The sequence below is a fragment of the Paenibacillus sp. FSL E2-8871 genome (assembly GCF_038000345.1).
Lineage (GTDB): Bacteria > Bacillota > Bacilli > Paenibacillales > Paenibacillaceae > Paenibacillus_AQ.
This window is the reverse complement of the sequence record NZ_JBBOBV010000001.1, coordinates 4017668-4038805: the sequence shown is the minus strand read 5'-3', so window position 1 is coordinate 4038805 and position 21138 is coordinate 4017668. Positions and strand designations below refer to the sequence as shown.

The 21138-nt window shown below is 41.5% G+C and carries 18 protein-coding genes; all 18 read left to right on the top strand.

Annotated elements, in window-relative coordinates:
• Nucleotides 1-52 precede the first annotated feature (52 nt).
• The 18 genes from NYE25_RS18490 (at nt 53) to NYE25_RS18405 (ending at nt 21104) form a co-directional block, all read left to right on the top strand.
• Nucleotides 53-2200 carry a glycosyltransferase gene (locus NYE25_RS18490; protein ID WP_341146540.1) on the top strand — a complete coding sequence of 716 codons (2148 nt, stop codon included), beginning with the start codon at nt 53-55 and terminating at the stop codon, nt 2198-2200.
• A 21-nt stretch (nt 2201-2221) separates the two neighbouring features.
• Nucleotides 2222-3169, top strand: a complete 948-nt coding sequence (locus NYE25_RS18485) for a glycosyltransferase family 2 protein (protein ID WP_341146539.1) — start codon at nt 2222-2224, stop codon at nt 3167-3169.
• Entirely contained in the window at nt 3159-4910 is a 1752-nt protein-coding gene (locus NYE25_RS18480; protein WP_341146538.1) for a DUF6020 family protein, read from the top strand. Before NYE25_RS18485 ends, NYE25_RS18480 begins: the two co-directional genes overlap by 11 nt.
• A 9-nt stretch (nt 4911-4919) precedes the next feature.
• The gene (locus tag NYE25_RS18475) at nt 4920-5255 is read left to right on the top strand and encodes an EamA family transporter (protein WP_341146537.1); all 336 of its coding nucleotides are present in this window, start codon (nt 4920-4922) and stop codon (nt 5253-5255) included.
• A gap of 7 nt (nt 5256-5262) precedes the next feature.
• A complete protein-coding gene (locus NYE25_RS18470; RefSeq protein ID WP_341147749.1) occupies nt 5263-5574 on the top strand; it encodes an EamA family transporter in 312 nt (103 codons plus the stop codon).
• 53 nt (nt 5575-5627) lie between these two features.
• On the top strand, nt 5628-6371 hold the full coding sequence (locus NYE25_RS18465; protein WP_341146536.1) for a sugar phosphate nucleotidyltransferase: 744 nt from the start codon (nt 5628-5630) through the stop codon (nt 6369-6371).
• 20 nt (nt 6372-6391) lie between these two features.
• Nucleotides 6392-6943: a dTDP-4-dehydrorhamnose 3,5-epimerase gene (gene rfbC / locus NYE25_RS18460; RefSeq protein ID WP_341146535.1), complete on the top strand. Its 552-nt coding sequence runs from the start codon at nt 6392-6394 to the stop codon at nt 6941-6943.
• A gap of 35 nt (nt 6944-6978) precedes the next feature.
• Nucleotides 6979-8001, top strand: coding sequence for a dTDP-glucose 4,6-dehydratase (gene rfbB / locus NYE25_RS18455; protein ID WP_341146534.1), 1023 nt, complete (start codon nt 6979-6981; stop codon nt 7999-8001).
• Nucleotides 8002-8009: 8 nt separating this feature from the next.
• The gene (gene rfbD, locus NYE25_RS18450; protein WP_341147748.1) at nt 8010-8873 is read left to right on the top strand and encodes a dTDP-4-dehydrorhamnose reductase; all 864 of its coding nucleotides are present in this window, start codon (nt 8010-8012) and stop codon (nt 8871-8873) included.
• A gap of 118 nt (nt 8874-8991) precedes the next feature.
• Nucleotides 8992-10014 (top strand): glycosyltransferase family 2 protein, encoded by a 1023-nt coding sequence (locus NYE25_RS18445; RefSeq protein WP_341146533.1) that lies wholly within the window; start codon nt 8992-8994, stop codon nt 10012-10014.
• A 157-nt stretch (nt 10015-10171) separates the two neighbouring features.
• The gene (locus tag NYE25_RS18440) at nt 10172-11071 is read left to right on the top strand and encodes a glycosyltransferase family 2 protein (RefSeq protein ID WP_445667180.1); all 900 of its coding nucleotides are present in this window, start codon (nt 10172-10174) and stop codon (nt 11069-11071) included.
• The gene (locus tag NYE25_RS18435) at nt 11068-12474 is read left to right on the top strand and encodes an undecaprenyl-phosphate glucose phosphotransferase (protein ID WP_341146531.1); all 1407 of its coding nucleotides are present in this window, start codon (nt 11068-11070) and stop codon (nt 12472-12474) included. Before NYE25_RS18440 ends, NYE25_RS18435 begins: the two co-directional genes overlap by 4 nt.
• A gap of 121 nt (nt 12475-12595) precedes the next feature.
• Entirely contained in the window at nt 12596-13462 is an 867-nt protein-coding gene (locus tag NYE25_RS18430) for a phosphatidylinositol-specific phospholipase C/glycerophosphodiester phosphodiesterase family protein (protein ID WP_341059370.1), read from the top strand.
• 162 nt (nt 13463-13624) lie between these two features.
• Entirely contained in the window at nt 13625-14344 is a 720-nt protein-coding gene (locus NYE25_RS18425) for a heptaprenylglyceryl phosphate synthase (RefSeq protein WP_445667137.1), read from the top strand.
• Nucleotides 14345-14631: 287 nt separating this feature from the next.
• Nucleotides 14632-16971: a DNA helicase PcrA gene (gene pcrA / locus NYE25_RS18420; protein ID WP_341146530.1), complete on the top strand. Its 2340-nt coding sequence runs from the start codon at nt 14632-14634 to the stop codon at nt 16969-16971.
• Nucleotides 16972-17049: 78 nt separating this feature from the next.
• Entirely contained in the window at nt 17050-19062 is a 2013-nt protein-coding gene (gene ligA, locus NYE25_RS18415) for an NAD-dependent DNA ligase LigA (RefSeq protein ID WP_341146529.1), read from the top strand.
• A 202-nt stretch (nt 19063-19264) separates the two neighbouring features.
• Nucleotides 19265-19972, top strand: a complete 708-nt coding sequence (locus NYE25_RS18410) for a response regulator transcription factor (protein ID WP_076297845.1) — start codon at nt 19265-19267, stop codon at nt 19970-19972.
• Nucleotides 19973-19991: 19 nt separating this feature from the next.
• Nucleotides 19992-21104 (top strand): sensor histidine kinase, encoded by a 1113-nt coding sequence (locus NYE25_RS18405; RefSeq protein WP_341146528.1) that lies wholly within the window; start codon nt 19992-19994, stop codon nt 21102-21104.
• Nucleotides 21105-21138 lie beyond the last annotated feature (34 nt).

The window sequence follows — 21138 nt, the reverse complement described above, 5'->3', positions numbered from 1 at the left end:
TATATGGATTCTTACGAGTGAATATCCTCCTGATTACGGCGGGGGAATAGGGATGTATGTTAATCAAGCAGCAGTTATGATGGCGAGAGGTGGCCATGAGGTTACCATATTAGTAAGAGACCCTCACAAAAGTACGGTTACTTATGAAGAGCCTAACCTAAGGATTGTACGTTTCCAACATATGCAAGGAGAATATTATAACCACCTTGGATATTGGACAGCACTTTCATATCAATATGCAGACGAGGTAGCATCTCTGCTAAGGTCTGATGGGAAGAAACCAGATGTGATAGAGGTTCAAGATTACAATGGTATTGGATATTACTTACTGATGAGAAAGTGGCAGTTCGATTCAGACATATCTGGGATTCCTGTTACTCTCCACTTGCATACGCCCACGTTTGAATTGGATAAAGTAAATCAAGCTCCTAGATATAAATTTCCTAATTATTGGATTGGGCACATGGAGAAGTTTTGCATGAAGGCTGCAGATGCATTATTGAGTCCAAGCCAGTTCTTAGCAGATCAAATTCAGAGTGTCGCTCCGGAAAATCCTATTCAAGTTATAAACTTACCATACTATTTAGAGGAATATGACAACAAGGAATATGTTAGGAACTATGAATCGGACACACTGTTATATTTCGGAAGAGCTGAATATAGAAAAGGTATCCAACAGATGATTAGTGGTGCTGAAAAGCTCTGGCTGAAAGGACACTTATTTAAGCTTAAAATTATTGGTGGTGATACTTATTTTCATCCACGAGGAATGAAACTAGGCGAATTCTTGAAGGATAAATATAGTCGTTGGATAAATGAAGGAAGGCTGATTTTCAAAGATGCTGTTCCGCCGGCTGATTTAAATCCTGAAATCTTAGATGCTAAAGCTGTAATTATTCCTTCTCTATATGAAAATTTCCCATATACATGTTTAACATCAATGTGGTTAGGCGCTCCTATGTTAGTTTCTAAATCAGGGGGCCAAGCAGAGATGGTTGGGGATGATGGGATTGCCGGACTAATATTTGATTGGGGCATAGAAGGTGATTTTGAAAATAAGCTATTGCAAATGATCAGTTCAACCAAAGAAGAATTGAAAACAATGAGTATCGGAGCGCATGAGAGAATCCGTAATTTATGTAATATTGATAAGAATCTGAATTTACGTGTTGATTTTTTTCGTAATATTATTGAAAAAACGGAGAAGGCTTCTAAAACTATGTTTCCTTCGCTTCTAGATATAAGTCCTAAAACTGCAAATAGATCGTTATCAATACCTTATGAAAAAGGTAAACTTTCTATAATAATACCCTATTATAACTTGGGATTGCATATTGAAGAGACAATGCAAAGTGCATTGGAAACAGATTACGATAATTTTGAAATAATTATTATTAACGATGGTTCTAATGATCCTCTTAGTATTAATGCTTTAGAAAAATATAGGGATAATGGATCGAAAATAAGAGTTTTAGATATAAATAATAAGGGATTAGCAAATGCAAGAAATGTTGGAGCAGAGAATGCAAATGGTGAATATATTGCTTTTCTTGATGCAGATGATCTTATAGAACCTAGTTTTTATCCTAAGGCAATTAAGATTTTAAATGAATATACAAATGTATCATTTGTATATTCATGGCTGCAATATTTCGGGAATTCCAGCAATATATGGCCTACATTCAATACTGAATTCCCGTACTTATTGGCATCAAATATGCTATCGGCTTTTGTTGTGGTTCGTAAGCAAGATTTCATAGAATATGGACTTAACAAAAGTGAAATGGAATATGGTATGGAAGATTATGAAGGCTGGATTTCTATGTGTGCGAATGGTTGTTTGGGCGTAAGTATTCCTGAACCACTCGTGAAGTATAGAGTTAGAACCAATTCCATGTCTCGTCAATTCAATCGTGATATGATTATTTATCTCCGTGAACGAATGGCTAGTATGAATAGTCTTGTATATGAAAAATATGGTGCGGAGTTATTTAAACTAGTTGATGCAAATGGACCTGGATATTTGTGGGACAATCCAACTATGACTTATCCAACGATAGGTTATGGAGCTAATAATAGTGATGATTTTAGTGATCTCAACGCTCAGAAGTACGAACTAATGAGACTTGCTAGTTCTAAATGGGGCTCTCGACTTATTAAGTTAGCATTTAAGTTGAAACTAAATAAGTTTTTTAAATAATACACTCTAGGGGACTAATAAATGAATATTGCGATTTTAATTCCTTGTTACAACGAGGAACTAACGATTAGTAAAGTGATTACAGATTTCAGACGGGAATTACCTGAGGCAAAAATATATGTATATGATAATAATTCTAAAGATAAAACTATCGAAATCGCTAAGTTACATGATGTAACTATAGTAAAAGAATCTCGGCAAGGCAAAGGAAATGTTGTTAGGTCGATGTTTTTGGATATAGATGCTGATTATTATATTATGGTTGATGGAGATGACACATATCCAGCTGAGTTTGTTCATGCGCTTCTGAAGCCTCTTGTAAATAGAGAAGCAGATATGGTAATAGGTGATAGACTGTCTAATGGTACTTATTCAGAGGAGAATAAAAGACTTCTTCATGGATTCGGTAATAACCTTGTTAAAAGGATAATAAACACTTTATATAAAAGTAAAATAAGTGATATTATGACAGGTTACAGAGCTTTTAATAAGTTTTTTGTTAAGTCTTTTCCAGTAATGAGTCCCGGCTTTGAAATTGAAACGGAATTAAGCATTCATTCATTAGATAAGCGTTTTTTAATAAAAGAAGTGCCTATTGAGTATAGAGATAGACCGCCAGGAAGTGTGTCAAAATTAAATACTCTTTCGGATGGATTTAAAGTAGTGAAAACCATTTTTACCCTTTTTAAAGATTATAAACCATTGATTTTTTTCAATATGTGGGCTTTGATTTTCTTGGTATTTGGTCTAGTAGTAGGTGTACCAGTAGTTATTGAATTTTTTTACACAAACTATGTTACAAAAGTGCCTTCTGCAGTCCTTGCTGTAGGTTTTATTCTCTTATCTATTATGAGTCTCTCATGTGGTCTAATATTAGATACTGTTGTTTCAAATTCAAGAAAACAGTATGAACTTCAGCTACACCAGATTAAAAGATATATTGGGAGTCATGAATCTCATGAAATCTAAAACGAACAGGTATATAATTATTTTTGCTATATCGTTGATATCTGGGGTAGGATTTATATCTTATCTGTCACCCAATAATTCAATATACAAGACAGGTCTTATTACTATTTTAATGGGCATGATTTTTTTGTCATATTGTTCTATTTTTAATGGGTTTTCTTTTAAACCTTATGCACACTTATCTAGAAAAGGGAAAACAATGGCTTTTGTTTTCAATATTTTTTTTAGTTCAGTTCTTTTTTTTAGTCTTCAAGGTTCCAGGTTGACCTTGCACAATGGTTCAATTATAGGAAAAGGCTTAGTTAGTCTGGCAGCATTTTTATCCTTAAATGCAGTTACTCTATTCCTGATTGCCTGTATCATTAATTTGAAATCAGATTCAGTAAATGAAAAAGTTGCAAAAATCAAGATTCTTATCTATGCTCTTCCGCCATGTCTTGTGTTTTCTTTGTATTTTATTGCCTATTATCCTGCAGCAATGACTCCTGATTCTTTAGACCAGTGGTCTCAGACCATTACACATAATTTTAATGATTGGCATCCTGTAGCCCATACTTGGTTTATAATGTTAACCACATCTCTTTGGAATTCTCCAGCAGCCTTTGTTATTACACAAATTTCTATTCTCTCACTTATTATTGGGTATATGTGTTATTCATTTGAAAAGGCTGGAGTTAATAAACTGGCTATTTATGTAATTTTAGCTTTTATGTCCTTAATACCTGTCAATGGAATATATTCCATTACCATATGGAAGGACGTATTATATAGTTCGCTTTTATGCTTGTTTACGATAATACTGTTTAATATAATAAACACTGGGGGGGAATGGTTCTATAACAAAATAAATATAGCATTATTCGTAATTTCTTCACTGGGTTTGAGCTTGTTCAGACATAATGGAGTTCTGGTTTTTTCTATTACCATTATATTATTTTTGATGATTTTCAGAAAACGTTTATTCAGATTATATATATATTCCGGGGTAGTTATTGTTTTTTACATAATAATTACGGGACCTATCTACAATCATTATAATGTAACCGCCTCTGATCCAAACGAAGCTTTGGCCATACCAACACAGCAAGTAGCAAGTGTTATTGCGTTGGAAGGTGAAATGAATGAGAAGCAAATAGCCTTTTTTAATTCGATTTTTCCTATTGATTTATGGAAATCTAATTATAACCCATATTCAGTTGATCCTCTTAAGTTTAATCAAGAATTTGATAAAGAATTCCTGAATAATAATAAAAAAGAGTTTTTTAGTAATTGGTTTTCTTTGGTTGTTAATAATCCTAAAATTGTTATCAAAAGTTATTTGAAGCAAACATCTGTTATTTGGCAAGTTAATCAATTTGATGACGGGGTTGTCACTTTATTTGCTACAAGCATCTATCCTAAAGAGTCTGGAGAGCAAATGGGATTATCCAATAGAGTTATCAATAAAGCAGTTACCTCCAATATTACAAAGGTGTTAGATCAAACTTGGAGAAAGCCTACTCTCGTTATGTGGAGGCCTGCTATCTATATTTTCTTAACAATACTACTAGGTTTCACCCTTATATTAAGAGGTGAATGGCGTAAATCATTAATAACGATACCTATTTTTCTAAATACTGCGATGTTACTTGTTGCTTTACCAGCACAGGACTTTAGGTATTTATATGCGAATTTACTAGTAATGTGCGTTGTAATTCTATGTTCGCTAACTAAAGAAAATAAGATTGCTTGGAGGATATAGTTTCATAAAATGAAAAAAAAGACAACTAAAACCGGAATCATATTAATGATTTTATCTGCATTAATTACTTCAGTTGGTCAAGCAAGTTGGAAGTATTCTGATGGAGAAAACTTTATCTTTTTAGTCATGGGTCTTGGACTTTATGTAATTGGGGCGGTATTAATGATCCTAGCTTTAAGGTATGGTGAACTGTCTATCTTACATCCTTTGTTGAGTTTTGGGTATGTATTTTCTGTATTCATCGGGGTATTTGTATTAAATGAAACTCTTAGCATCACCCATACTATAGGAATAATAATTATTGCTGTGGGTGCGGTTTTAGTAGGTGGTGGTAAGAGTGACTGATTTTTTTATGATTCTAGGTATGACCCTCCTAGGAGCAATGGGTGGACTTTTTTTTAAGCGCTCTTCGAGATATTCAATTGGAATAAACAAATTATTTATAACCAATCTTTTTATAGGAGGATGTTTCTATCTATTAGGAGCATTATTAAATATAATAATTCTAAAGAAACTACCCTATATGATCGTCTACCCATTAACATCTGTAACATATATTTGGACGATGATGATTTCCAAGTTTTTTTTAAACGAACAAATATCCCGTGAAAGAATTATGGGGGTAATTCTTATAATTTTGGGGGCTATACTTCTTGTTATATAGCGGATTAATCAAACTAAACAATAACAGTTGTTTAAACGAATAGGAGGAAAAAGTTGAAAGGCATAATCCTAGCCGGAGGCACAGGCTCACGCCTTTACCCTCTAACTAAAGTGACCAACAAACATCTCCTCCCTGTAGGCAAGTATCCAATGATATTTCACGCAATCTATAAGCTCAAACAGGCCGGTATTCGGGATATTTTAATTGTTACTGGTAAAGAACATATGGGTGATGTGGTTAACTTGCTGGGAAGTGGAAGTACGATGCATGTTTCATTTACCTATAAGGTCCAAGATGAGGCTGGTGGCATCGCTCAGGCACTGGGGCTGGCAGAACAGTTTGTGGGCTCCGATCAATGTGTAGTTATTCTTGGTGATAATGTATTTGATGAGGACATTTCGCAATACGTGGAGAACTTTGAAACACAGATTGTGGGTGCGAAAATTTTGATTCAAAAAGTTTCTGATCCGCAGAGATTTGGTGTGCCAGAACTGCAAGACGATAGGATTATTTCCATTGAAGAGAAACCTCAAATTCCTAAGAGCAGTTTTGCGGTGACCGGCATATACATGTTCGATAGTAAAGTCTTCGAGATTATTAAGAAGCTTACTCCTTCAAATCGAGGAGAACTTGAAATAACAGATGTAAATAATGCATATATTAAAAGAAATGAACTGACGTATGATGTTCTAGGCGGTTGGTGGACTGATGCGGGTACGCATTCGTCACTAGCCAGAGCCAATGAATTGGCCAGGAATATTATGTTTGATGAAGAATTTGGAAAATTAAAACTATAGAAACGAGGAGGAGATCCAAAATGAATGTCACTCCTTTGAAGTTACAAGGCGCAAGCCTACTAGAACCGGTTGTCCATGGCGACAACCGGGGTTTTTTTATGGAAAGCTATAACGAAGAAATCATGCATAAACTCGGCGTTAACTATCAGTTTATCCAAGATAACCAATCCCTCTCCGCAGAGGTTGGGGTATTACGTGGCTTGCATTACCAACTGAATCCCAAAGCTCAAACGAAATTGATCCGTGTTCTAACTGGAGCTATTTACGATGTTATCGTCGATATCCGTCGTAATTCACCAACATTTGGTCAGTGGGTTGGCGTAATTCTTAGCGAATATAACAAACGCCAACTGCTTGTACCTAAAGGTTTCGCGCATGGCTTCTGCACGTTGGTCCCTAATACCCAAGTGTTATACAAGGTGGACGAATATTATTCCCCTGAGAATGATCGCGGCATATTATGGAATGATCCAGCGTTAGGTATTGATTGGCCGACTTCTAGTCCGATATTATCGGATAAAGATCAACGTCATCCTGTACTGATGGACGCGGAACTTAACTTCGAATTATAAACATAACATTTCATTGAACAAAAGGTGGTCTATAAATGAAACTCCTAATCACCGGCGGAGCCGGCTTTATCGGCAGCAACTTTGTATTATACATGCTGCAACAACATCCTGATTATCAAATCGTTAACGTAGACGCGTTGACGTATGCAGGTAATTTGGAGAATTTGAAATCAATTGAAAATCATCCGAACCACAAGTTCGTAAAAGCAGACATTACAGATGTACAGGCAATGGGTGCTTTGCTTAGCCAAGGTGTTGATGTAGTAGTAAATTTCGCGGCTGAATCGCATGTGGATCGGAGTATTTTGGAGCCGGAAGTGTTTGTGAAGACGAACGTGCTTGGAACACAAGTACTTTTGGATGCGGCGAAAAAATATAGCGTTACTAAATTCGTTCAGGTTTCTACGGATGAGGTATACGGATCACTTGGAGCAACCGGTTTGTTTACTGAAGAAACTCCTTTGACTCCGAACAGTCCATATTCGGCAAGTAAAGCTGGTGGCGACTTGCTTGTACGTGCATACCATGAGACATTCGGACTGCCAGTGAACATTACCCGCTGCTCGAACAATTATGGCCCGTACCAATTCCCTGAGAAGCTTATTCCGCTTATGATCTCCCGCGCACTTGCGGATCAAGCGTTGCCTGTATATGGCGATGGGATGAATATCCGTGACTGGTTGTATGTTGAGGATCACTGCAGCGCGATTGATTTGGTTATCCACAAAGGCGTGAACGGTGAAGTATACAACATTGGTGGCAATAACGAACGTACAAATGTTCATATCGTGAACACAGTATTGCAGGAACTTGGCAAACCTGATTCACTGATTACTTATGTTCAAGACCGTCCGGGTCATGATCGACGCTATGGAATTGATCCTACCAAGATTATGAACGAACTGGGTTGGAAGCCGAAACATACGTTTGAAACAGGTATTAAAGAAACCATCCAATGGTATCTCAATAACCGCGAATGGTGGACTCGCATTCAATCTGGGGAATACCGGAAGTACACTGAATTACAATATGGCGATCGTTTGGGAGAATCTCTATAATGGCTCAACTGAAGGTACTTGTTACAGGTGCGGCCGGACAATTGGGTCAGGATGTTGTTTTACTACTCCAGCATCATGGTCACCAAGTGATGGGCTGCGACCGTCAAGAGATGGATATCACCGATCTGGATCAGTGTATCCGGGTTATTGGTGAGTATGGACCGGATGCTGTCATTCATTGTGCTGCGCATACAGCAGTAGATGCGGCAGAAAGTGACATCGATGCAGCTTATTTAATTAATGCAATGGGCAGTCGAAATGTAGCGCTAGCTTCTGAAAAAGCTGGAGCTAAGCTGGTGTACATTAGTACGGATTACGTATTTGATGGTTTGGGAGTACAGCCTTACCATGAGTATGATAATACAGACCCTAAGAGTATATATGGTAAATCGAAACGTGCGGGTGAAGTGTTAGTTCAATCCCTTTCCTCTAAGTATTTCATCGTACGCACATCATGGGTATATGGTAAATACGGGAATAACTTTGTCAAAACAATGCTAAATCTTGGTCAAGAAAAGCCAATGCTTCAAGTAGTCGATGACCAAAAGGGTTCGCCTACCTATACAGTTGATTTAGCTCATTTCTTGCTTGAGCTTATCCAAACTGAGAAGTATGGTGTATACCATGCGTCAAATAGCGACTCATGTACTTGGTTTGAATTTACACAGGCGATCTTTGCAGAGGCTGAGGATATTTTGGGTTTGAAATTCACCGCAAAGCTTGAACCTTGTGCTACGGAACAGTTCCCAAGACCTGCACCGCGTCCTCGGAATTCGGTGATGGAGCATTTGTCGATACGTACGAATGGATTTGAGGATATTCGACCTTGGCGTGAGGGCCTGAGAGATTTCCTCTTAGAGCTAAAAGAATAAGATAGTAGCAATTGAAACTCCCAAATCGTTTATAACGATACGGGAGTTTTTTGTATTCTTTCGTTATAATAAGAAGGGAGTGTGTAGTTAACAAGAAATTACAAAGTCGAGGATACTCATGAATAACAAAACAGTAAGTGTACATATCGTCACCTACAACAGTGCTGACGACATCATAGATTGTATAGAGGCAGTAATGGCACAGGATTATTTGGTCAAAAAAATTGTCGTAGTGGACAACGCTTCAACTGATGGTTCGGCGGATAAGGTCAGAACGTTCTATCACCAGTTTAACTCGGACTCACCCGCTGCATTCTTGGTGGGGCATGAAGCTATGTACTCCGCAAGGGAGATAAAGCAATATCCAACAATTGACCTTCTGGAGAATGAGCTTAACACAGGCTTCGCCCCAGCCCACAACCAGGCCATTTCGGCCACGAATACAGATTACGTGCTCGTCCTTAACCCTGACCTTACGCTGGCTCCAGACTATATCTCCAGACTAATCACACAGATGGAGAATAATCCACAGATCGGCAGCGCCACAGGCAAGCTTTTGCTGAAGGCGGATCATGGGCTGGTAGACAGCACAGGTCTCCGAATGAACAGAGCACGCCGTGCATTTGATCGCGGTGCGGGTGAGCCAGCTGACCAATGGACGCAATCGGGTCCTGTATTCGGTGTATCTGGAGCGGCTGCGATGTATTCTCGACGGATGATCAACGACATAAGTGTTGATGGCGAGTTTTTTGATGCAGACTTTTTTGCCTATAAGGAAGATGTGGATGTGGCTTGGAGGGCGGAGATATTCGGCTGGCAGGGATATTATGATGCTGAGGCGATCGGGTATCACGAACGTGGCTGGAAAACGTCTGGTCGTAACACTAAGCCGTTGTTCATCCGACGAATATCTTACATTAACCGCTACAAAATGATCTACAAGAATGAACCGACTCGAACTATGCTGAAGACAATCTTCATTTCTCTCCCCTATGAAATTGCAGCTCATGGTTATATGCTTCTGAGAGAGCCACAGTTAATTACAGCGTGGAAGTCCTTTTTTACTCAGCTCCCTGCGTTAAAAAAGAAGCGGGAGTATATACAAGCCGCGATAAAAGAGAGAAAGAAACACGAAAGCTAAACCGCATCTGGAAAAACCTCCCTGAAACGTCACCTCCTCTCAGGGAGGTTTTATGTTATAATTATTGTCGGTAGATTACTATATTTGTCAGGAGCGTTACGCAGTGAATGTAGATGTAAGTATACTTATTGTTAATTACAACACGTGTCGCCTGACGATGGATTGTCTCAGGTCGGTGTATGACTCTGCAACGAACTATTCCTATGAGATTATTTTAATAGACAACAATTCCAATGATGATTCGGTAGAGAAGATTAGTAGAGAGTTTCCAGGTGTAATGTTGATCGCAAATAACGACAATGTCGGTTTTGCCTGTGCTAATAATCAGGGGATGGAAGCTTCATCCGGACGGTATGTGCTGCTGCTAAATTCAGATACGGTGGTACGTAAGGATACGCTAGAGACGATGATCTCCTTTATGGATAGTCGGCCTGATGTAGGAGCGTCAGGTTGCAAGATTATTTTACCGGATGGCTCGCTAGATAAAGCTTGCAAGCGGGGGTTTCCTACACCGTCTGCTTCGTTCTATTATGCTTTTGGATTTAGTAAGCTATTTCCGGATCGTCCGAGGTTTAACGGTTACCAGTTAGGTTATCTGGACCCTGATCTTGATTACCCGATAGATTGTCTGGTTGGTGCGTTTATGCTGCTGCGGCGGGAGACGATTAACCAGGTGGGTGGATTGGATGAAGAGTTTTTCATGTACGGTGAGGATTTAGATTGGTGTTATCGTATTAAAGAGGCTGGTTGGGAGATTTATTATTATCCGAAGACTTCTATCGTGCATCTTAAAGGCGGCAGCGCCAGACGCAGACCGTTTAAGATCGTCTATGAATTCCACCGGGCAATGATTTTATTTCATCGTAAGCATTATAGTAAGAAGTACAACAGTATGATAAATGGAACAGTATATGCCGGCGTAGGTGTGAAGTTCGCGCTTTCGCTTTTGCGGAATGCCTTAACTTCTCCTAGGACAGTCCCATCACCTGCTCAGAGTCTTAAATCCGTTAATGAAACAGATGCACGTAACGAAAAGAATACTGAGGTGAATTTATGATTCGGCGTAATCAAAAATTTTTGACACAGCTCTATATGGTGGCTGACTTTCTTGTCATCCAGCTGTCCTTCCTTATAGCCTGGTGGCTAAAGTTTAGAAGTGGTTGGATGGAGTATGAAAACCCGTTGCCTGTAGAGTCGTACGCTTACTGGAGTATGATTTATGGCGGAATTGCAGTGCTAATCGGTATACTGCTGTCGCTGTATTTGCCGAAGCGTAAGAAACGGTTTGTCGATGAGTTCATTAAGATTTTCCAAGTTCATATTATGGGCATTTTCATCCTGCTCGGTCTGATGTTTTTCGTGAAAGAAATAAATATCTCCCGAACATATCTAGCTCTTTACATGGGATTGAACATTCTTTCCATTATGCTGTACCGTTATGTGTTGAAGAAAATGCTTAAATCTTTACGTGAAAAAGGTCTCAACCGCCAGTTCGTACTCATTATAGGCGCAGGTACACTAGGCAAAAGATTCTATAACAATCTGGAGCAATACCCCGAGCTCGGGTACGAAGCGATTGGTTTCCTGGATGACTATCATACATGGGATGGAATTGAGGAACAACGATATAAACCGATTCTTGGAACAGTTGACCAGTTGTCTGGAATGCTAGAGATGCTGCCTGTGGATGAGGTTATACTTGCGCTGCCACTTGATGCGCATTCGAAGTATCCTTCAATTATTGCGGCCTGTGAAAAAGCAGGTGTACGCACATTGATTATCCCTGACTTTTTCGACTACTTACCAGCCCGCCCTTACTTTGATAACTTTGCAGGCATGCCAATGATTAATGTTCGTGATATTCCACTAGATATGACGGGTAATAAGATGGCAAAACGATTGTTTGATATTGTGTTCTCCTTGTTCGCAATTATTATGATCTCTCCTGTAATGCTCATCGTAGCCCTTGGTGTCCGACTGACCTCTCCGGGACCAATTATATTCCGGCAGGAACGTGTAGGTCTGAACCGTCGTAATTTTATGATGTATAAGTTCCGCTCCATGAAGATGCAGCAGGATGGTGAAGAGGATACAGGCTGGAGTACGCGGGAAGATCCTCGTAGAACCAGATTTGGGACCTTTATCCGTAAGACAAGTCTAGATGAGCTTCCGCAATTTTTTAATGTGTTACTGGGTCATATGAGTGTGGTTGGACCTAGACCAGAACGACCATTTTATGTGGAACAGTTTCGTGATGAAATTCCAAAGTATATGGTTAAGCACCATGTACGACCTGGAATTACAGGTTGGGCTCAGAGTAACGGACTCCGCGGTGACACTTCCATTGAGGAGCGGATCAATCACGATATTTTCTACATCGAGAACTGGTCTTTACTGTTTGACATTCGAATTATTTTCAAAACGATTCGCAACGGCTTCGTCAACAAAAATGCTTATTGATTCCTGCACCTATTTTGGATTTATTAAACTTTTATACGATCCCCGTTTCTACCTATGGTAGAGCGGGGTATTGTTTATCTATTGTTTTATAATCTAAACTTCGCAAAGGAAACTATCAACTATGGATAAGAAAAAGATTGTTGCTACTGTAATTGTAATTGGAGCTCTTATCATGTTACTTGTAATCGCTTTTAGTAATGAAGATGAACAGCCTGCAAGCGGCTTTGAAGCTCACAAGGTCATAGCACATGCCATGGGTGGCATTAACGGTCATACGTACACCAATGCTTTTGAAGCATTTGTTGCTAATTATGCACAGGGAACTCGCGTATTTGAAGTAGACTTGTTATTATCGGCTGATGATCAGCTAGTAGGTAGGCATGAGTGGTCAGGCAACATGAGTAAGCTTTTAGGTCAGTTGGATGTTCTTCCTGCTAATAAACAAGGGGTAGTACTAGATTATAAGGAATTCATGGACAGCCCAATCCTGAATATATACTCCCCGATCGATGTCGAGAAGTTGCTTGATCTGATGCAGCATTATCCAGATGCTTATATCGTGACCGATACGAAAGAAATCAAACCCGAACTTATAAATAAACAATTTACATTGTTGGTAGAAGCGGCGCAGCGCCGGGATCCAGCCATATTAGATCGGATTGTTCCACAAATATATAATCAGTCGATGCTTGATGAGATCAATAAGGTGTATTCTTTTCCAGAATTGCTTTACACTCTGTACCAATCCAAGGATACGGATGAACAAGTTATTGAGTTTGTTAATAAAACAGGTGTGGATATTACCATGCCAGTTGGCCGAGCCACCAAGAGCTTTGTTAAAAAGCTGAAGAAGGCTGGCGCTCGTGTATATGTTCATACAGTAAATGAAGAAGCTGAAATTAGGGAACTGGCCCGTATGGGCGTGGATGGTTTTTACACTGATTTTGTACCCGAAGAGGATTTGATTAACATCTCAGGTGTACGTTGAAATCTTAGACTACTTTTTACCATTAAAAAATACGAAAAAATGTTCGCATTTTTGTTCGCTTTAAATTGACACACCTGCTGTGCTGGCATAGACTAGATCTATATCTTTTGCGGCGGCAGGAGTGTATTTGTCTTGCCCAAATGACAATTAAGGATGATTCTCATGAAATCAGTGCAGCAAATGATCAAACCTTGGCGGCATGTATTTAAGCTAGACCCTGACCGGATGATTTCGGATGAGGATTTGGAGGCCGTTTGCTTATCTGGCACGGATGCCATACTGATAGGGGGCTCAACAGGAGTAACCTATGAGAATACAGTGGATCTCCTAGCAAGAGTAAAACAGTTTGAGTTACCTTGTGCACTTGAGGTATCCGAACTTGAAGCTGCTGTTCCCGGATTTGATCTTTATATGATCCCTATGGTGCTTAATACGCCCGATCCAGCTTGGATTGTAGGCCATCATCGCCGAGCTATTGAACGCTATGGATTTATGATTCCATGGGATTCGCTTCTAACGGAAGGTTATATTGTGCTGAATAGTGACTCTTCAGTTGCACGGATTACAGGGGCTGAGACGGCCATTGATGCTGAAGAAGCGGCTGCTTATGCTCAGGTTGCGGACAGGCTGATGTCACTGCCGATTGTTTATCTTGAATACAGCGGTAGGTTCGGGGATATGGAGACTGTGCGGACAGTACGCGAAATGGTGGATCACGCCCAACTTTTTTATGGTGGGGGCATTACTTGTGAGGCGGAAGCCGAGCAGGCAGCAGCTCTATGTGATACAGTAGTGGTCGGCAATATTATTTATAGTGATGTACAGCAGGCACTGCTAACAGTTGCGGCTGTGAAGAAGACTCAACAAGAACAGTTCAATTAGTGGTTAGTTTTAGGACTACTTATGATTTTTCAATCAAAAATTAGAGATAGACTTGACGTGCGGACAAAGCGGAGGGTCGGAGGGATTCTGGAGAAACGCCAGTGTTCGCCTTTAAAGATCTATTTCAACCGATAATCTTTTTATTGGAATCAAGAAATTGGGCTTTAACAGCGATCGTAAGAACCCTCCGAACCCGTAGTGGCTTGTTCTCGAACGGTTAATCGCTAATTTTGGATTTTAGCTCTTAATGATTTGTAATTTCATTTTTAGAAAGGAGCATGTTACACATGCAACTTATTAGCATACAAGACGCAGTAAGTCGACTGAATCCTCCACAAAGACAGGCTGTCGAAACTACTGAAGGACCACTTTTGATTATGGCTGGTGCGGGCAGTGGGAAGACGAGAGTGTTGACTCATAGAATTGCCTGGCTGATTGCCAATCGAAAGGCGCCGCCTTGGGCGATTTTGGCGATTACGTTTACGAATAAAGCCGCGCGGGAAATGCAGGAACGTGTATCTAAGCTTGTCGGACCTGAGGGAAGAGATATCTGGGTATCCACCTTTCACTCTATGTGTGTTCGGATTTTGCGGAAGGATATCGAGCGGATTGGTTTTACCTCCAACTTTTCCATTCTGGACTCTACAGATCAGTTATCCGTAATACGTAACTGTATGAAGGAACTGAATATTGATACGAAGAAATTCGAACCAAAAGCTGTGCAGGCTATCATTAGCGCATCCAAGAATGAGCTGATCACTCCGGCGCAGTATGAGCAGAAGGTTGGCGATTATTTTGAAGGCTTAGTTGCAAAGGTATATAAGATGTATCAAAGACGTCTAAGAAGCAATAACTCGCTTGATTTTGATGATTTGATTATGAAGACCATCGAACTGTTTAAGGAAGTTCCCGAGGTCCTTGATTTCTACCAAAAGAAATTCAAATACATCCACGTGGATGAGTATCAGGATACGAACAGAGCGCAGTATATGTTGTGCCGTATGCTCGCTGATAGCCACCACCGGATTTGCGTGGTAGGGGATAGTGACCAGTCCATTTATCGCTGGCGCGGAGCGGATATTACGAACATTCTTAATTTTGAAGAGGACTATCCAGAAGCGAAGACCATTCTTCTAGAGCAGAACTACCGTTCAACTGCTAATATCCTGAATGCAGCCAATGGTGTGATCGCACTCAATAGTGGACGTAAGCCGAAGAAACTGTGGACCGATTCCGAGGAAGGCGCCAAAATTAAGGTGTACCGGGCGGACTCCGAGCATGATGAAGGTTACTTTGTAACCGGAGAAATCAGCAAAAATGTGAAACAGGGTCAAGCCTACCAGAATCATGCGATACTGTATCGTACGAATGCCCAGTCACGGGTAATCGAGGAAATTCTAATTAAATCTGATATTCCGTATCAAATCGTAGGTGGGATTAAGTTCTATGATCGTAAAGAAATCAAAGATCTGCTCGCTTATTTACGCCTGTTGTCTAACCCTGATGATGATATCAGCCTGACGCGTATTATTAATGTACCTAAGCGGGGATTAGGGGATACAACGGTTGGTAAGCTGGCAGCTGCGGCTGGTGAGCGTGGTGTTTCTATTTTCCGCGTACTGCAAACTGTAGATGATTTGGGCTTTGCCGGACGGACGCGGAATATGCTAGTAGAGTTCTACGATATGATTGAAGCTCTGCACCGTATGGTGGAGTTCTTGTCCGTAACAGAACTGACGGAAAAAATACTGGAGATGTCGCAGTACCGTTTGGAGCTGCAAAATGAAAACACTCTCGAATCTCGCTCGCGACTAGAGAATATCGATGAGTTCTTGTCCGTGACGATGGAGTTTGAAAAGAATAACGAGGACAAGTCGCTTGTCTCCTTCCTCACGGATCTTGCACTTATCGCAGATATTGATAGTGTGAATGATGATGAAGAGGACCGTAGTGACGCTGTAGTTCTGATGACGATGCACAGTGCCAAAGGTCTGGAGTTCCCAACGGTATTTATCGTAGGGATGGAAGAAGGCGTGTTCCCGCACAGCCGAGCCTTCCAAGACAACGATGAGCTCGAAGAGGAACGCCGGCTTGCTTATGTAGGGATCACCCGCGCCGAGAAACAATTGTTTCTCTCTTGCGCGCGGATGCGTACGCTCTTTGGGCGGACGACGGCGAATCAGCCGTCCCGCTTCATTGAAGAGATTCCGGAGGAGTTGAAAGAAGATACCGCGAAGACGCAGGACCGCTTTCAACGCGGAGGCTCAGAGGTAGGCGGTGCTTACGGCGGACGCGGCTTCAGTGGCGGCAGTCGTGGGAACTTCGGCGGCCGAAGTGGAGTTGCTGGTGCGGCGCCGATTGGCAGCGGAAGCACAGCGTCCGCAGCGACAAGCAAGAGCAGCGTGACCGTAACCTCCGGAGGCGCACAGCGCGCTACTGGAGCAGGGGCTGCGGCTGCTGGCGATTACAAAGCGGGTGATAAAGTTTCGCACGGCAAATGGGGCACTGGCACCGTTGTAGCTGTAAAGGGCACCGGGAATGATACGGAGCTGCAGATTGCTTTTCCGGCACCAGTAGGTGTAAAACGACTGCTTGCAGGGTTTGCGCCGATTACCAGGGTGGAATAATAGTAGGAAACGATTAACGAACGGATATTTAGAACACGCTAACCATTAGGAAACTTATTGACGGAGGGATGTACCTGCATGGATGCTATGCATGTGATGGAAGAGCTTGTTGCGGAGTTAAATAATTATAATTACCACTATTATACGCTGGATGCTCCGCTAGTCAGCGATAAGGAATACGATGTTTTATACGACAAGCTTGTAGCACTGGAGGCTGAGAGTGGCTTCGTACTACCGGATTCACCTACACAACGTGTAGGTGGAGAGCTGCTTAAGGGCTTCACGCCGCATCGGCATCTGGCTCCGCTTTGGAGTCTCGATAAAGCGCAGAATATTGAACAGCTGCGGAGCTGGAATACGCGGGTACTTCGCTTAGTGAATGAGTACAATCTTAAGAACCCAGGCAACCCTCTACCTGATCCTTGTTATGCAGTAGAACTGAAGTTTGATGGCTTGACGCTGAATCTAACCTATCGGAATGGTGTTCTCGAACAGGCATCGACGCGTGGTAATGGTGTCATTGGGGAAGGAATACTTGCACAGGTGAAGACCATCAAGTCTGTTCCATTAACGATTCCTTTTAAAGAAGGTGTTATTGAGGTTCAGGGTGAAGGGATTATGAATCTGTCTGTGCTCGCTGATTATAATACCCGGGCTGCAGAGCCGCTTAAGAATGCACGTAATGCGGCGGCAGGTGCACTGCGCAATCTAAACCCGAAGACTACTGCAGAACGTCGTTTGAATGCATATTTCTATAATGTAGGTTTTGGAGAAGGTGTAGAGTTCGCCGATCATCAGGAGATGATGGATTTTCTACGGAATAACAAATTCAAAGTAAATCCTTATCTGACTTACTGTAATGATTTCGATGATGTGACTGAGCAGCTTGCTGGAATCGAGGAGAGTCGTTCAAGTCTTGATTACCTCATTGATGGAGCGGTGATCAAGTTGACGGATTTCCGTATTCGTGAAGTTCTTGGTTACACTGACAAGTTCCCTCGCTGGGCAGTGGCTTATAAATTTGAAGCTGAAGAAACAACGACCGTGCTTGAGTCTGTTAGCTGGAATGTAGGACGTACAGGTAAAGTGACTCCTTTAGCTCGTGTTGAAGCCGTAGAGCTTGCTGGAGTTACCGTACAGAATTGCACATTAAATAATGTGGGCGATATTGAGCGCAAAAACTTGAAATTCGCCTTAGGCTCACGAGTGTTTATTCGGCGTTCTAATGATGTTATCCCGGAAATTCTCGGCAAGGTAACGGAAGAGAATGACGGAGGAGAAATTATTTTCCCTGAGGATTGCCCGGCTTGTGGATTTCCGCTAGAAATGCGCGGTGCGCATCTTTTCTGTAATAATAAGCTGAACTGTAGACCGCAAATTATTAGTCGGATCACCCATTTCGCTTCACGAGATGCGATGGATATTGAGACGTTTAGTGAGAAGACGGCAGGTCAGCTCTACGACGAGCTTAATGTTCATGATTCTGCGGATCTGTATGAATTGTCCTTTGAGCAGCTTGTACAGCTGAACCGTTTCGGGGAGAAAAAAGCACAGAATTTGCTGCAAGCGTTAGAGGATAGCAAAGGTCGCGATCTCGCCTCATTCCTCTTTGCGTTAGGAATCCCTAACACAGGTAAAGCAACAACTAAGATGCTGGCTGATCATTTCCGCGATCTGGATGCTGTGATGCAGGCTAAAGCGGAAGAACTTGCCGAGTTGCCAGACATTGGCGGGATTGTCGCCGAGAGTATTGTTAACTTCTTCGCAGATCCTATAGTTGTGGCGAATGTTGCTCGGTTGCGCGCGCTTGGGGTTGAAGCAAAAGCTCCTGAGGCCGCACGCCCTGTTAGCACGGATTCCTTCTTTAGCGGAAAAACGGTAGTGTTGACCGGTTCATTACAAAAGCTTACACGTGACGAAGCCGCCGAACGTCTGGAAGCACTCGGAGCGAAGGTGTCTGGAAGTGTATCTAAGAAGACGGATTTGGTTATTGCCGGCGAGAAGGCAGGTAGTAAACTGGCCAAAGCACAGCAGCTGGGCATTCAGGTCATCGAGGATGAGGATGAGCTGATTCGACTGCTGGAGATGTAAGCATATTTTTACTAAATTCTAAAAGGGTACCAGTTCCATTTCGTTTAAGTACGAGTGGAGCGGGTACCCTTTTTTTGCGTAACCTACTTATTGTCGTTCGATTTTAAGTACATGTTTCTATTTTCGAGGAAAAACGTTCAATGGATCTGCTAATATAGAAGCTAAAGATAATTATTACTATATTTGAAAGGAACCCCCTCCTGTGAAGAGAGAAACGATATTGTTAGTAGATGATGAGAAGGAAATTGTAGAGCTGTTATCGATATACCTCTGTAATGAGGGCTATCGCCTGCTTAAAGCTTATGATGGGATGGAGGCACTGGCGTGTCTGCAGAAGGAAGAAGTAGATCTGATTATTCTTGATGTCATGATGCCTAAGATGGATGGATTAGCTGCATGTATGAAGATCCGTGAAGAGCGGAAGATGCCAATTATCATCCTTTCAGCCAAAAATACGGATATGGACAAAATCTCAGGACTTAGCATAGGAGCGGACGACTACGTTGGCAAGCCGTTTAATCCTTTGGAGATTGTGGCACGAGTTAAGTCACAGCTGCGTCGTTATCACGCTTTCAATAAAGATAGTAATAGCCTAGGGAATGACAGCAAACTGAGCTTTGAAGATTTAACTATAGATACGTCTAAGCATGAGGTACATATAGACCAGCAGAAGATTAAGCTGACCCCCCGGGAATTTTCTATTTTAGAACTTTTGGCAAGGCACCAAGGTCAAGTGCTCAGCTTAGAGCAGATATACGATAAGGTGTGGAACGAACCATTTTTAGATGGGGGTAATACTGTTATGGTACATATTCGTAACCTCCGCGATAAAATCGAAGTGGATTCGAAGCGCCCCCGTTATATACAAACCGTCTGGGGAGTTGGCTATAAATTAGATGGACCTTCCTGAAAGGATTAGGTGAGGCTTCTTGAATTCAAAATATATAACTACGATTCGTTGGAAGTTTATATACGCCTTTTTGCTTAGTGTGCTTTCCGGTGGATTACTGCTGTTTGCAGGTTACCAGCTCGTTAATTTCATGATCTATCTGAATCCAGTGTCAGAGTCGGCTCCCTATTCACGTATCTTACGCTGGATCATTAATCATATTGGCTCTATGCCACTGCTGACCGCAGCTGGTATTATCAGCTTTTTGCTGTTCTTTTTTATCTATACTCGTAAAATAGTACTGTATCTGGAGGAGATTACCAAAGGAATTCGGGAAATCACAAGCTCCGGGATGTCGCACCGAATTGAAGTCAGAACCACGGACGAGCTGGGAGTGCTGGCTGAGAATATTAATGAAATGGCTGAACGTTTGCAGCACTCTGTGGAAGAGGAACGTAAAGCTGTGAATGCAAAAAATGACTTGATCACGGGTGTCTCCCACGATTTACGAACCCCCCTTACCTCTGTCTTCGGTTTTCTGGAATATATCGAGCAAGATCGATGCCAGGAAGAAGTAGAAATACGATATTACGTGAGCATAGCCTACAACAAATCCCTTGTGCTGCGTAAACTGATCGACGATCTTTTTGAATATACACGCGTAAATAGTGGGGAATACCCTCTGGTTATGGAGCGATTAGATTTAAAAGCATTTATACGGCAGCTAGCGGAGGAGTCAGTTCCCGAACTAACAAAGGCTGAAATGACCTATGAGATCGATGACCAAGCTGGTGAGTTGTGGATAGAGGCTTCCCCTAAAGAATTAGTTCGTGCTTATGAAAATTTGATTACGAACGCGATCCGTTACGGTAGAAGCGGCGGGAAAGTGGAGATTGGTTTCAGTAAAAGGGGAAATGAAGCGGTTGTCCGCATTAGCAATTTTGGAGAGATGATTGCAGAGAGCGATATCCCGTTTATTTTTGAACGATTCTATCGAGCAGAGAAGTCTCGTTCACAGCATACAGGCGGTTCAGGCCTAGGTCTTGCCATTTCCAAAAGTATCGTCGAACGCCACGATGGCGTTATTTATGTAGAAAGCTCCCCGCTTCGGACGGATTTTATCACCTATTTCCCATTCTTCATAGAATCTTAAGAAAACTCTTGGCGGGTTCTTAAGATTTGGAAGA